Origin of the sequence: Porphyromonas sp., from assembly GCF_030529325.1 — a bacterium.
Taxonomy (GTDB): domain Bacteria; phylum Bacteroidota; class Bacteroidia; order Bacteroidales; family Porphyromonadaceae; genus Porphyromonas_A.
This window is the reverse complement of the sequence record NZ_JAUMXC010000012.1, coordinates 36,618-50,264: the sequence shown is the minus strand read 5'-3', so window position 1 is coordinate 50,264 and position 13,647 is coordinate 36,618. Positions and strand designations below refer to the sequence as shown.

The 13,647-nt window shown below is 47.3% G+C and carries 10 protein-coding genes; 5 read left to right on the top strand and 5 right to left on the bottom strand.

Annotated elements, in window-relative coordinates; all coding sequences use genetic code 11:
* Positions 1 to 167 precede the first annotated feature (167 nt).
* Entirely contained in the window at positions 168 to 1,460 is a 1,293-nt protein-coding gene (gene murF, locus Q4A14_RS03395; protein ID WP_303169944.1) for a UDP-N-acetylmuramoyl-tripeptide--D-alanyl-D-alanine ligase, read from the bottom strand.
* 93 nt (positions 1,461 to 1,553) lie between these two features.
* Here murF and folP point away from each other — a divergent pair, with 93 nt between their 5' ends.
* From folP to recG, 4 genes are read left to right on the top strand one after another with little or no spacing between them, the layout of a single operon-like run.
* On the top strand, positions 1,554 to 2,405 hold the full coding sequence (gene folP / locus Q4A14_RS03390) for a dihydropteroate synthase (protein WP_303169943.1): 852 nt from the start codon (positions 1,554 to 1,556) through the stop codon (positions 2,403 to 2,405).
* Positions 2,405 to 2,941 carry an RNA methyltransferase gene (locus Q4A14_RS03385; protein ID WP_303169942.1) on the top strand — a complete coding sequence of 179 codons (537 nt, stop codon included), beginning with the start codon at positions 2,405 to 2,407 and terminating at the stop codon, positions 2,939 to 2,941. Before folP ends, Q4A14_RS03385 begins: the two co-directional genes overlap by 1 nt.
* Positions 2,938 to 3,621 carry a 2-C-methyl-D-erythritol 4-phosphate cytidylyltransferase gene (locus Q4A14_RS03380; protein ID WP_303169940.1) on the top strand — a complete coding sequence of 228 codons (684 nt, stop codon included), beginning with the start codon at positions 2,938 to 2,940 and terminating at the stop codon, positions 3,619 to 3,621. The genes Q4A14_RS03385 and Q4A14_RS03380 overlap by 4 nt, the downstream gene beginning before the upstream one ends.
* Position 3,622: 1 nt before the next feature.
* A complete protein-coding gene (recG, locus tag Q4A14_RS03375; RefSeq protein WP_303169939.1) occupies positions 3,623 to 5,725 on the top strand; it encodes an ATP-dependent DNA helicase RecG in 2,103 nt (700 codons plus the stop codon).
* A 245-nt stretch (positions 5,726 to 5,970) separates the two neighbouring features.
* Here recG and Q4A14_RS03370 read toward each other — a convergent pair whose 3' ends face one another.
* The 4 genes from Q4A14_RS03370 to Q4A14_RS03355 all read right to left on the bottom strand — a co-directional run bounded on the left by Q4A14_RS03370 (position 5,971) and on the right by Q4A14_RS03355 (position 12,175).
* Positions 5,971 to 8,445 carry a bifunctional UDP-N-acetylmuramoyl-tripeptide:D-alanyl-D-alanine ligase/alanine racemase gene (locus tag Q4A14_RS03370; RefSeq protein ID WP_303169938.1) on the bottom strand — a complete coding sequence of 825 codons (2,475 nt, stop codon included), beginning with the start codon at positions 8,443 to 8,445 and terminating at the stop codon, positions 5,971 to 5,973.
* Between the two features lie 6 nt (positions 8,446 to 8,451).
* Positions 8,452 to 9,441, bottom strand: a complete 990-nt coding sequence (locus Q4A14_RS03365) for a GSCFA domain-containing protein (RefSeq protein ID WP_303169936.1) — start codon at positions 9,439 to 9,441, stop codon at positions 8,452 to 8,454.
* 12 nt (positions 9,442 to 9,453) lie between these two features.
* Entirely contained in the window at positions 9,454 to 10,440 is a 987-nt protein-coding gene (locus tag Q4A14_RS03360; protein ID WP_303169935.1) for a glycosyl transferase family 90, read from the bottom strand.
* 232 nt (positions 10,441 to 10,672) lie between these two features.
* The gene (locus Q4A14_RS03355; protein WP_303169934.1) at positions 10,673 to 12,175 is read right to left on the bottom strand and encodes a Do family serine endopeptidase; all 1,503 of its coding nucleotides are present in this window, start codon (positions 12,173 to 12,175) and stop codon (positions 10,673 to 10,675) included.
* Between the two features lie 853 nt (positions 12,176 to 13,028).
* On the opposite strand from Q4A14_RS03355, the gene Q4A14_RS03350 reads away from it, so the two are divergent.
* A complete protein-coding gene (locus Q4A14_RS03350) occupies positions 13,029 to 13,637 on the top strand; it encodes a hypothetical protein (RefSeq protein WP_303169933.1) in 609 nt (202 codons plus the stop codon).
* The last annotated feature ends 10 nt before the right edge of the window (positions 13,638 to 13,647 follow it).

Here is a 13,647-nt window from a genome sequence, read left to right as displayed (position 1 = left end):
ATTGAAATCGTCAGAAATCCTAAACTACCCACTTGTGCTTAAATCGAACTGGCGTTACCTACAATAGTGTAGCAACATACGCCCAAATCGACTGAAAACGATCGGAGCGGCGGGAGGTTGTCTTAACCTCGTCCCTGCTCCCATAGGGGAGGAATATTGACGGGTATTCAGGAATTGGGAGAGAGCAGTGGAAGTACTTTCTCAAGAGCTATACCTCGAGATCCCTTGATAAGTACAAGACTTTCGGCTTTTAGGGAGTGGACTTTGAGGTGCTCTGCAACCTCTTCGGAAGTCTCAAATGTGGGATAATTGTTGCCTTTTATGCCCTTGAAGTGCTGACCGCAGAGGATTACTTCGATTTCCGGATGAGAGCGAAGTAGGTCTACTATCTTACGATGTTCTCCATCGGAAGCTTCTCCGAGTTCGAGCATGTCTCCGAGAATTGCCACCTTGTGTGATGCCGGAGATTCTATGAGATTGTTGATCGCTGCGAACATGCTTGAGGGGTTGGCATTGTAGGCATCTACGATGAGTTGTAGTCCCCTTGCTCCATGGATGAGTTGAGAGCGGTTGTTGGTCGGGGTGTATTCCTCAATCCCTTGATAAATTTCTTGGTCAGGAATCTCAAAGTATCTGCCGACAGCCACTGCTGCAAGGATATTGATGAGATTATACGCTCCGACGAGTCGTGAGTGGATTGCTTTTCCATCAATATTGACGTCAAGGAAAGGTAAGTGTCCGGCTACGTCTCCTTGCACAAAGCTACCCCGGGTACCGTAGGTTAGTTGCGTGAATACGCTCCACTTTTCCACCAATAGAGGGTCATCGGCATTAAGAAGAAAAGTACCTCCGTTTGCAAGGAGGAAAACCGGCAACTCACTTTTGGTACGCAATACCCCTTCGATGGAGCCAAATCCTTGCAAGTGTGCCAAGCCGATATTGGTGATCAATCCTACCGTAGGGCGAGCGATCTCAACGAGCGTCTCTATCTCTCCGGGAGCTCCTGCTCCCATTTCTACGAGAGCCATCTGATGATCAGGTCGGATCTTCAGTACCGTAAGTGGTACGCCGATGTGGTTGTTGAGATTACCCTCGGTTGCAAGGAGATTATATCGGCGCGAAAGGACAGAGCGAATCAGTTCTTTGGTTGTCGTTTTACCATTGGTCCCCGTTATACCTATGACGGGTATGTTGAGTTGTTTACGATGATATGTGGCAAGGGATTGCAGAGCAGAAAGTGTATCCTCAACGACAAGATAGTGAGGGTCTTCCGGTGCAATATCTCTATCTACGACGACATGAGAAGCTCCAAGTTCGAGAGCTTTGAGAGCAAAATCATTGCCATCAAAGTTAGCTCCATGTAAAGCAAAAAAAAGATCTCCCTTTTGTAGTTTTCGGGTATCTGTGCAGATATTGGGATGAAGGTTGTAGACTTCGTACAGTCGTTGTATTGTCATCATATACTTTACTTTTTAGCATGAATTGTGGCAGTTCTCTCGAGCCATTGCAAATATAATCGTTAAATTTGTTACAAAGAGAATAAATCCAGTAATATGAATCCAAATCTACTTGTCAATATTCGTGGCCGACTGCTTGATCTCGGAGAGCGTCCGGTGGTCATGGGGATACTCAATCATACTCCCGACTCTTTCTATGCCGGTAGCCGCATCCGAGGAAAGCGCGCCATACATGAACGCATAGAGCAGATACTTGCAGAAGGTGGTGAGATGATCGATGTCGGAGGGTATTCGACACGTCCGGATGCCGTAGAGGTTTCTCCACAGGAGGAATGGGAACGAGTGTCCATGGTCCTTGATGTCTTGCGTAAAGATTATCCTGATGTGACAGTATCGGTGGATACGTTCAGATCTGAGGTCGCTCGTAAAGCGGTAGAGATCGGTGGGGTTGCTCTTGTCAATGATGTCTCAGGTGGATTGCTTGACAATGATATGTATCGGACTGTCGGAGAGTTGCAAGTGCCTTATATATTGATGCATATGCGTGGAACTCCAAAGACGATGCAGAGCTTGACGGAGTATGAGGGTAAGGTGACGGATGTTGTCATATCGGAACTCCTTCAACCTATCCGGCAGGCTCGCGAGGCCGGAATTAAGGATATCATCCTTGATCCGGGATTTGGATTTAGTAAGACTCTTGAGCAGAACTATGAACTGATGAGAGAGATGGACAAATTTGCAGTCCTTGAACTCCCTCTCCTTGTCGGGATATCTCGGAAGAGTATGATATATAGGCTTTTGGGTACAACTCCTCAGGAAGCTCTCAACGGTACAGCCATACTGAATACCTTTGCCTTACTGCATGGAGCACATATCCTGAGAGTGCATGATGTCCGAGAGGCTGTCGAGGCAGTGAAGATCGTACAAATGCTAAAACCTCAGAGCTGATGGTGCGTAAACTGAGTATACAGGAGATGGAACGCCTGACTCCGGCAGAGTTTTTATCTGCGGAGAAAGTCCCCGTTACGGTCGTTTTAGACAATGTCCGGAGCATGAATAATATCGGGTCTATCTTCCGAACTGCAGATGCCTTACGCATAGAACATTTGTGCCTTTGTGGGATAAGTGCCCGTCCTCCGCATCCCGATATTCATAAAACGGCATTAGGTGCTGAAGAAGTTGTGTCCTGGTCTTATCATGAAAGTACTTTGGAGTGCGTCAAGGCTTTGGTAGCAAGAGGTTATGAAGTCTGGTGTGTAGAGCAGGCAGAGGGAAGTGTTTTCCTTGACGAATTTGCTGATAAAGTACCGCTCAAACCTATTGCTCTTGTCATGGGTAATGAGGTCAAAGGTGTTGATCAAGCTGTGATAGATACCGGTCATGGGTGTATAGAGATCCGCCAGTATGGGACAAAGCACTCGATGAACGTTTCGGTTGCTGCGGGGATAGTTATGTGGGAAATCTGTAAGAGATACGAGAGATGAAGAAGGGATGTATCGTTGTTGCGGGAGGTAAAGGCCTGCGTATGGGCGGAGAGATCCCCAAGCAATATCTTGAAATTGGGGGTAAACCTATCCTTGTCCGTACTGTAGATGCTCTTAGGGCATATGATGGAGATATGTTCATTGTCGTTGCTGTCCCTGAGAGCGATCTTACATTTGTCAGAGAATTATTGTCCATAGGGCAAGAAGAGCATCATATTTCCATCGTTGCAGGGGGAGAAACTCGTACCGAAAGTGTGCTCAATGCACTTTCTGCCATGCCTCGAGACATCGATAGGATAGGTGTACATGATGGGGTAAGACCTTTTGTTGATGAACAGCTTTTGAGTCGACTTTTTGGGGATAAGGCTGCGGTGGTTATCCCCATTGTTCCATGCACTGATTCTGTACGTCTGAACATAGAGGGTACTTATGTCCCCGTAGACAGATCGGAAGTAGCACTCGTGCAGACTCCTCAAGTCTTTGATGCTTCGGTGCTGAGAATGGCTTATGATGAGTATATCGACAGGGGGGGCACAACAACCTTTACCGATGATGCTTCTTTGGTCGGGGCTCTGCTTGAAATACCTCCGAGTGTTGTCCCCGGTAGTGAGTACAACATCAAGATAACAACACCCAAGGACATGATCCTTGGCGAATGGATAGCTTCCAAAGCTGACTGATATGCGTGCACTGTTGGACACTGATATCAAGTATCTCCCCGGAATGGGCGAGCATCGAGCAAAGGTGTTTGCCAAGGAGATCGGTGTCCGCACCTATCGTGATTTACTCTACTATTTCCCTTATAAACATATCGATCGTACCCGCATCTACAAAACCGTAGAGGTGAATGAACAGTTGCCTTATATCCAACTCAAAGGGGTTATCACTTCAAAGTCCATTGAGGGGGAAGGTAATCGTAAGAGGCTCAAAGCTATCTTTCAAGATCCCTATGGTGAGATCGAACTCGTGTGGTTCAATAGCATTCCTTATTTCCGAGACCATCTTAAACTAAATACCCCTTATCTCATCTTCGGTAAGCCTACTCGCTTTGGCAACACTTATAGCATTGCCCATCCTGAGGTTGATGATCTCAAAAATCCCAAGCAGGCAAGTGCAGGCAAGCTCTATCCCATGTACTCGACCACCGAGAGGATGAAAAAGCTCTCCCTCAACTCCAAGTTTATCAGCGAACTCGTGTACAAACTCCTTGATCTCATCAAGGATAAAATCCCCGAAACTCTTCCTTCATACATCATCGAGCACTATAACATGCTTTCTCTGCAGGACTCTCTCCGTCAGATACATGCACCGGAGGACGAAGATATGTTACGTCGGGCTTCTGCAAGGCTCAAGATGGAAGAGATCTTCTATGTGCGTCTCAGGATGCAGTATCTCAAGGAGAAGCGCCGACATGAGACGGAGGGCATTTTGTTGCCTAAGGTCGGTGAGGAATTCAAGCGTCTGTACAGCGAAGTCCTACCCTTTGATCTTACCGAAGCACAGAAGAGGGTCGTCCGAGAGATACACACGGATCTCCAGACCGGAAAGCAGATGAATCGTCTCGTTCAGGGCGATGTCGGCAGTGGGAAGACTGTCGTGGCATTGTTGACTATGCTTCTTGCTGTCGACAATGGCTATCAGGCCTGTATGATGGCCCCTACCGAAATCCTTGCCCGACAGCACTATGAGAGTCTCAGTCAGTTGCTTGCTCCCCTGAGCACCTCTATCCGTTTGCTTACCGGTTCCACAAAGGCGAAAGAGAAGAGGGAGATCACTGCCGGTATCGCAGACGGCTCGATCAATATCTTGGTAGGTACCCATGCCCTTATTGAGGACTATGTGCAGTTCCGTCGGTTGGCCGTTGCGGTGATAGACGAGCAACATCGTTTCGGTGTCAATCAGCGCTCCATCATGTGGGAGAAAAATCATCACGTCCACCCGCATATCCTTATCATGAGCGCCACGCCTATCCCTCGTACCTTGGCAATGACCCTCTATGGTGATCTCGATGTCTCTGTGATAGACGAACTGCCTCCCGGCCGGACACCGATCCGCACGGCACATTATTACGAGAGCAACCGTCCCGAACTCAATTTTTTCATTCGTGATCAGATCGAGGAGGGACGACAGGTGTATGTCGTCCACCCGCTCATTGAGGAAAGCGAAAAGATGGACTACAAGAGCCTTGAAGAAGGATTTGAAATGCTCAAGGAAGCTTTCCCTACACGAAATATCGGCATAGTGCATGGTAAACTCAAGCCTGCGGAAAAAGAGGAAGCCATGTCCCTTTTTGTTTCCGGCAAGACCGATATCCTCGTTGCTACCACCGTGATAGAGGTCGGTGTCAATGTCCCCAATGCCACCGTCATGGTCATCGAGAGCGCTGAGCGTTTTGGGCTTTCTCAGTTGCACCAGTTACGTGGACGTGTGGGGCGTGGCAGCAAACAATCTTATTGTGTGCTCATGACCGGTAACAACCTTGGTGAGGACTCTCGTAAACGCATCGGTATCATGGTCGAAACTACTAATGGCTTCCGTATTGCCGAAGAAGACCTCAAGCTCCGAGGGCACGGAGATATGGAAGGGGTTCGCCAAAGCGGTATCGGGTTGGATTTCAAGATTGCCAACCTCGCAAAAGACGGTCGGATTGTCCAATTTTGTGTCAATCTTGTCGAACAAATTCTTCACGATGACCCCCTTCTCGAGTCTCCCCTTAATCTGATTTTGCGCCAACAGATCACAGATATCCTCAAACACGAGAAAGACTGGGGGCTTATCAGTTGATTTTCTCCTAAGTATTATTTTGTCTGAAAAAGGTTGTCTAACTTGATGCGTCAAGTTAGACAACTTCATTCATCAAGGTAGGCACATTGTTTTCGAACGTTGTCTACCTTTTTCTTTTCCTTCTTTTGAGCCGGATTTCGACTATCGGGAGTGCATTCTGATACGATACAAAAAGAGTCCGATGAGGTCACGTAGATCTCATCGGACTCTTTTTGCATCAGATAATGGATATCCTATCGGGAGGGCTACTCATTAAAGTAACGTCGGGCCACACGAGGAGAGAGACGTGATAGTATCTCATAGGGAATAGTCCCGATGGCATCGGAAAGGCGTTCGACGGGTAAGGTCTCATCAAAGACCGTTATCTCGCTTCCCTCCACAGCCATGGGGGCATCGGTGACATCGAGCATGAGTGTATCCATGCAGATATTACCTATCGTGGGGACGAGGGTGCCATCGGCTGTCCTCATGGTCAGATTGCCATTGCCAAGCCTGCGATCGATCCCGTCGGCATATCCGATCGGGATGATTGCTATGCGAGAGGGACGGGATACTTTGCCCCTACGGCCATAACCGATGGTTTCGCCTGCCGGCACTTCTTGCACTTGGAGTATGATCGTACGTAGTCCCGCAACAGGGCGCAGTCCTTCTGCTGATTCTCCGAGCGGAGAGATACCATACAGACCTATTCCCAAGCGCACCATATCCATCGCATGATCGGCAAATCGTGTGATACCTGCCGTGTTGAGAGCATGGGTATAAAACGGGTAAGGCACTTTTGCCGAAAGTTGTGCCGATATCTCCTTGATTTTGTTCAATTGGCCGAGGGTGAATATATCTTCACTCTGATCATCTGCGACAGCCAGGTGAGTAAAGACCGATGCGACACGCACCGCAGAGGTGTCCCTGAGCAGCTCAAGGAGTTGGTCTACCATCTCCATTCTCAATCCCATGCGATGCATTCCCGTATCCCATTTGAGGTGGATGGGGTAGTGATGTTCGCCTATGTTGTCGGCAACTTTGATGAAGTCTTTGAGGAGTTGGAGACTGTATATCTCCGGCTGCAGGCGATATTCAATCATTCGGGCAAAGGCAGAACGCTCGGGATTCATCACGATGATGGGCATATCTATACCTTTATCTCTCAGGGCTTTGCCTTCGTCCACTACAGCTACGGCAAGATAGTCGCAGCGTTGCTCCATGAGAGTCCGTGCTATCTCGTAAGAGCCTGTGCCATAGCCAAAAGCTTTGACCATACAGACTATACGTGTCCCATGAGGGAGGAGATTTTTGTAGTAGTTGAAGTTGTGGATGATGTTGCTGAGATTGACATCAAGGATGGTCTGGTGGGTATGCCTTTCGAGTGTCTGTACTATCTTCTCGAATCGGGCTGAGCGTGCCCCTTTGAGGAGTATCACTTTGCCTTCCAGCTGAGTGTGACGTAGAGCAGAGATAAGGTCGTCTGTCGTGCGGTAGCAGGTCGTGGGCACTTTGAACAAGGATGCATATCGGGCCAATTCCTCTCCTATGGCATAGACTTCGGAGATATGGTGGCGAGACACAAGGTCGGCCATACGCTGATATAAGACGGAGGGATGAGTGCCGCTCTCGTAGATATCGGACACCATCAGTACCATGGTTTTCCCCTCTGTATTACGTCTCGTCATATAGTCAAGGGCTATACGGAAGGAGTCAAAGTCGGAGTTGTAGGTATCGTTAATGAGCATCATATCTCCGTTACCTTCGATGACTTCGAGGCGCATGGAGATAGGTTCAAGGTGAGAAAAGGCTTCGGCCTCTTCGAGTATATTCGGATATACTTTTGCCAAAAAAGTAATGGCGAGCAGCACGTCATGGATAGAGCCCTCATCCGTGTATGGGACTTTGTACTTTCGCTCCTGTCCGAGTATGCTTAGTTTGAGTAGAGTCTCTTCCTTGCCTCTCTCCACACCGTGCACAAAGACCGGTGCACTTTTATTCGTCATGCTCCATGCAAAAACTTTCTCCGAGAGTCTGAGAGTTTTCAATCCCTCTTGTATTACGGTATCATCGGCAGAGCAGATGATCGTATCTGAATGGGCAAAGAGGTGTAGCTTTTCGATGCACTTCTGTTGCAGAGAGACGAAATTCTCTTGGTGAGCTTCTCCGATATTGGTGATGATACCGATGTTGGGGGTTATCATCCCTTCGAGTACCTTCATCTCGTCAGGTTTGGATATACCGGCCTCGATGAGCGCTATTTCATCGGTTTGTTCGATGCTCCATAGTGACAAAGGTACACCGATGGATGAGTTGTAACTTTTAGGTGATCGTCCGACTCTTATCCGGTGGTGCAACAGCTGATACAATATTTCTTTGAGTGTTGTCTTGCCGTTGCTCCCGGTTATACCCACGACAGGTATCGTCAATGAAGACCGATGAGTCTTGGCTATCTTTTGGAGAGCCTCAAGGGCTGACGGAACACGTATGAAGAACGCTTCAGGACAACTATCTCCATACTTTCCTTGTGAGATGACAAAGCTCCTCACCCCCTGACGGTAGAGCGTTTCGATGTAGTCATGTCCGTTGCCCTTGTGTGTGACTATGGCAAAGAAAAGTGTGCGCTCCGGATAGGTAAGCGAACGACTGTCGGTGAGCAGTATATCTATCATGGGATCTTCCTTGTGAGCAAAGGCAGATCCGAGTATTGTTGCGATGGTGGATAAAGGATAAGCTGTCATCTTTGATTACAATTGATCCATTAGAGATTGGAAATGTTTGATAGCTTCTTGTACTGAGGGATGGTGGAGCTGAGAGTTGAAATCTTCCAGTTCCAGGATTATTCCCGAATAATGCTGTCGTAGCTTATCGGGAGCTTTTGTCATCGGTCTGTGAGACATGCGTTTTCTCAATTTTTCCCAATGGACGAGGGGACCTTTGGTTGTTTTGGGGTTGATGCAAGCCTCCGTGAAACGTTCCATGATGTACTTTACCGCTATCGGGGAAGGGTGGGAGAGATCTTCACCATAGAAGCGATAATCTCTCAGTTCGTCTGTCATGATCTCGTATGATGGGAAGTATTTCACAGAAGGAAATCTGCGTTGCAACTCATCTATTGCGAGTAGAAGGACTGCCTTGCTTAGGCGGCTTTCGTGTGCTCCGTCGCGGTAGTGGCATATAGGACTGACGGTGAAGATCACTTCTCCTCCCATGTCCAGTAAGTGATGCAACAATGGCTCCCACTGCTCGACAATCTCATCTATACTCAACCTTCTGCGATGGAAGTCCTTGGCCGGGCGACGATGACAATTGTTGACAACTTCATGTGGTGCACGGCTTTCTTCATACACGTAAGACGTCCCAAAGGTAAACACCCACACGTTTATGTCTCTGAAAGCTCTGTGCAGTCGGGACAGTTCGCCATTGATCCGCGCAAGAGCAAGCTCCTTATCTTCCGATGCATAGTCTCCGTGGTGCATATTGCTATACCACGTTTCATTTTGGACGAAGAGATCCCCTTCTTCAAACGGTGTCCCATCTATCACCCGCCGTAGCCCCTTGGCTATCGATGCAGGATTGTACATGATGCCGAATGGCGAGGGGATGACATCAAACAAATTGTCAGACAAGTGACGAGTCAGTTCCGAGGAAAAGCATGACCCCCACAGACTGAACTTTGTCTTGTGATCATACAATCTTGTCCACTTGGGGATATTTACTCTGTGAGTGAGTTCCATGACCTTTTGGGGTTATTTCAACTTGTATCCGGGGTTTGTCTTTTCAAAGTACTTTTGGAGCACGAGTAGCGAGATAAGCTCTTCTCTCTCCTTGTCCCAAAACTGTTTCACATACTCATTGGCATTGTCGATGATGCGCTGTGCCTCATCCGTATGGGCTATGTAGTAGTTGACTCTTTCTTCGAGATCGCTGAAGTCCGGTTTGATCTCCACATAGTGGTGATTGGGGATCAGTTTTCCCTCCATGAACCATGTCTCACATGTCGGACGAGGCATGACGGCAAGAGAATTGGACGACATGACCCACTTCAGATTGCTTGCTACATCATTGCCCTCAAGTGCCATGATGAACTTATAGTCCAAGTGAGCCCTAAGGGTCATTTTTTCCACGATCCATTCTTGTCGTGGGCAACTACGAGAGACATCTCCCAAGTCACACATCGGATGTCCGAAGTACATTTCCATGAAGCGTATACGAGGCTCTTTGTCCTCGGTCTTGCCCCTGAATATGACTTTGTTCATCTTGTCCTTGAAGGGTTTATGATCCTTGATGAACGTAAAGTGACGCACCTTGTCCAGCTTCATCAGTACCGAATTGGCATTGTCTTCTGTCAAGGGACGACTTTTGACGATCGTGGGATGATCCGGTACATGTACGATGTCTCCCGGTAGTAACATCCATCTCAGGTCATCATCGAAGTAGCGTGTGTACTCGTATGTGTCAAAGAAATAGACTTTGTTTTCCTCTATACCATGGTCTCGGAGACGGGGAGTATCTGCCGGCAGTGGAGTCGTCCCGAGAGCATTGTAGTAGTTGACGCGCTCCATGATATACTCCTTGTCGCTTCGCTTTTCCAAACGTGCGAGGCGGCTACGAAGACGCTTGCGAAAGCATACTTTGGGCTGGAGATACAGCCGGAAATAATTTTGGATGTAGTAGACGAATTTTGGATTCTTTCCACTGTTGAAAATATACGAAAGTCGCTGGCGTAACTTCATCTGTATCAGTCTCTAAATCTTGGAGCTCTTTCTAAAAACATTTGTAACAAACAAAGATAGCCAAAATTATTCAGTGGCAGTCTGATAAGTTCGCTGTGGAGCGGCGGAGGGTGCGTCTGTAGCAGGGCAGAGAAAGGCGGTATTTCTATAAATCAAATAAAAACCCCGAAGACCGCACTTGGTGCGAATCCTCGGGGTACAGAGTAATTATTGATTATTGAAAGACGTTTTTTTAGCTGAGGTCGACTGCAAAGTATTTGATCTTACCGTTGGGATAAGCCCCCTTGATGAAGAGCGCCTTGTCGGGAGAGTTGGCGATGACTTCTTTGACGATAGCTTCCACATCTTCAGCCGTATTGACCTTTACATTGTTTATCGAGAGGATGATGAATCCCTTGGAGATACCGGCATCCTTGAGCTTGCCATTGTCTACCCCGACAACAGAGACACCGTGGTTGATTCCAAACTTTTTGCGCTGTTCCTCTGTGAGCGGTTTGAACGCTGCTCCGAGAGATGATGCTGAGAGTCCGTTGACTACTTCTGTTGTACCTTGCATATTTTTGAGAGTCAGGGAGATATCCTGAGTCTTTCCCTTACGGTCTACCGTGACAGTTATCTTGTCGCCCGGACGGTATTTGCTTATCTGTTCCTGTACTTCGGCCATGTTGCGTACAGCCACCTTGTTGATGCGAGTGATCACGTCTCCCTCCAATATGCCGGCTGTCTTGGCAGGGCTGTAGTCCGCAAAGTTGATGACCACCGCGCCCTCGCTCACTTTAAGATCATATTTTTGAGTCAAGTCGGATACGATATTCGAGCCCACGATACCCAATACCGCACGCTGTACGGCACCATACTTTTTGATGTCGGCTACCACTTTTGAAGCAATACTCATAGGTACGGCAAAAGAGTAGCCCGCATAGTTGCCGGTGTTGGAGTAGATCATCGTGTTGATACCGATGAGTTCGCCCTTGGTGTTTACAAGAGCTCCTCCACTGTTGCCGGGATTTACGGCAGCATCGGTCTGGATAAAGGAAGCGATCTGTAGTTCGCCCTTCGCTATGGTCGAACGCCCTTTGGCACTCACGATCCCTGCGGTCACTGTCGAAGAGAGGTTAAACGGGTTGCCTATTGCCAGTACCCACTCGCCTACCTTCACCTTTTCACTGTCCCCGATAGGTAGAGGAGCCAGATCTTTGGCCTCGATTTTTATCAATGCTATATCCGTTGCGGGATCCGATCCTATCACCTTGGCTTCCCATTCCTTGTTGTCGTTGGTGGTGACAATGATCTTTGTCGCATTGTCTATGACGTGATTATTGGTGATGATATATCCGTCGGTAGAGATGATCACACCGGAGCCTATCCCTATTTGTGAGGGTCTCTTTTGATCCTGACGAGGCTGATTCCCCCTATTGAATGGCCCAAAAAAGAATTCAAACGGATCCATATATCGGCGGGACATTTCCCGCTCCGAGAGCATCACCTCGGCACGGATGTTCACCACGCCATTGATCGAACTTTCCGCCACATCAACAAAATCCTGTGGAGCGTGATCTGCACCGAAAGCAACCGGCATGGATGCCCTTACGGTTCGGAACTCTCCTTGGGGAGTATCTTGCACTATGGAGTGAGTTTTGTGAGATTGATAATAGTCATAGAGTCCTACCGCGCCCACTGCGCTGAGGGTAGAACAGCACAAAAGAGCCGTAACTGTTTTTATTCCTCTTTTCATGTCTCAAATGTGTATTATAGTGATTGAATAATTTATTGTGTCTTTTACAGACCTGGGAGGGGTTCATGTGGGTGAGTCCCTCTGTCAGGTCAGACGCAAAGGAGAGAAAATCTTTCTTGTTTTCCTAATCTCGATGGGCTGTTTTAACAAAGTTAATGACAAAAATAGTCACCTTTAATCATGATTAACAGTAATAGGCTTTACAAACTACCAATTTGGAAAAGGATAGGGGCGTATGTTTAGTAGTTCGGATTTAGATTTTTTTGATGTGGATTCATGTTCATTTAGCTTTTTGGATGGTCGGTTAGGGAGACCGTTTGCTTCTTTTTTTTATTTGTAATTGTCTCTTTATCTTTTAGTTGTGTTCTTATTTTGTGCTTTTGATATACCTTCCTATGTGATGTTTATTGTCGGTAGCTCCTACCCGTTGGTCTCATATGCTTCATTTGCTTTCTGACGGATAGGGTTGGAACGAAGGTGTACATCTCTCGAAATTCAGGAGTCTAACTTGATGAAAAAGGTTGTCTAACTTGATGCGTCAAGTTAGACAACCTTTTTTGGAGGGGCACCACACTCTCATTTTCATAGAGTTCCGGTTAAGAGATTTAAAAGGTTTTTTAGGATGGGCATGGCGCAGGTTGATATCGTCAGGATCGGGCTATTTCGGTCAAGCTCAGAGTGGATAAAGTCTTACAAAAAGGCTGTCATCGCGTCATAATAACAATAATCTATATGACAACAATGTTTTTTAGGGATTTTTTTTAACTTTGCCTATGCTGCAAAAAAGCTCCGGAATCAATGGGGAAATCTTTTTTTGCTGATACAACAACAGTTCGTTTAAGTAAATCTATTTATGGATAATAAAGTACAAGAGTTAGCCAACAAGATCTATCAGGAGGGCGTCCAAAAAGCAACCTCCGAGGCGGAAGAAATCCTAAGAAAGGCGCAGGCACAGAGCGACAAGATCTTGTCTGACGCTAAAGAGCAAGCAACACTTCTCGTGCAGGATGCAGAGAAAAAAGCAGTCGAAGTCAAGGACAATGCAGAGGCTGAGTTGCGTCTCGGTACCAATCAGGCTATCGAAGCTCTCCGCACTCAAGTGACCGACATGATCAACGAACAAGTCATCAAGACTTCTATCGACAAGGCTTTTGCCGATCCCGCTCTCCTATATGGTATTGTCAAGGACATGGCTACACAGTGGGCCAAGGGGCAAGACGTCGTGGTGAAGACCGAAGATGCCGCGAAGTTGGAGGAGTTCTTCAAAAACGAGATCAAGGAAACTCTTGAGCATGGTATCCGTGTAGATCAAGTCAGTGGCAAAGCCCATACCTTCGAGATCATGCCTCAAAACGGCTCTTACAAGGTGGTGATCGGCAAAGAAGCCTTTGCAGAGTACTTCAAGGACTTTTTACGCCCCAAGCTCAGAGCATTTTTGTTTGGCAATACTCAGGAGCAATAAATATACACGA